Genomic DNA, 260 nt, shown 5'->3' on the forward strand with positions numbered 1-260 from the left:
TCGACGAAGCGCTCCACCTGGTAGCAATCATCGCAGCCGGGCAGCGCCGCGCCGCGGCGGATGTAGCCGTAACCGGTTTCCGGCGCCTGCGGCACGATGCCGAAGGTGGCCAGGCCGCCGCCTGCCACCAGGCCGGCGGCGCGGGCGACGGCTTCCTTGAAGGCGCCCGTGTTTTCGATCACGTGGTCGGCCGGCAGCACCAGCATGACCGCCTCGGGATCGATCGCCTTCAGGTAGTGCGCCGCCGCGGCCACCGCCGG

The 260-nt window shown here is 72.3% G+C and carries 1 protein-coding gene; it reads right to left on the reverse strand.

Annotated elements, in window-relative coordinates; all coding sequences use genetic code 11:
* A partial coding sequence (locus IFT60_RS26265; RefSeq protein ID WP_267874659.1) for a sugar phosphate nucleotidyltransferase occupies positions 1-260 on the reverse strand: 260 nt, incomplete at both ends.

The organism is Massilia sp. CFBP 13721, assembly GCF_014842025.1.
Lineage (GTDB): Bacteria > Pseudomonadota > Gammaproteobacteria > Burkholderiales > Burkholderiaceae_D > Telluria.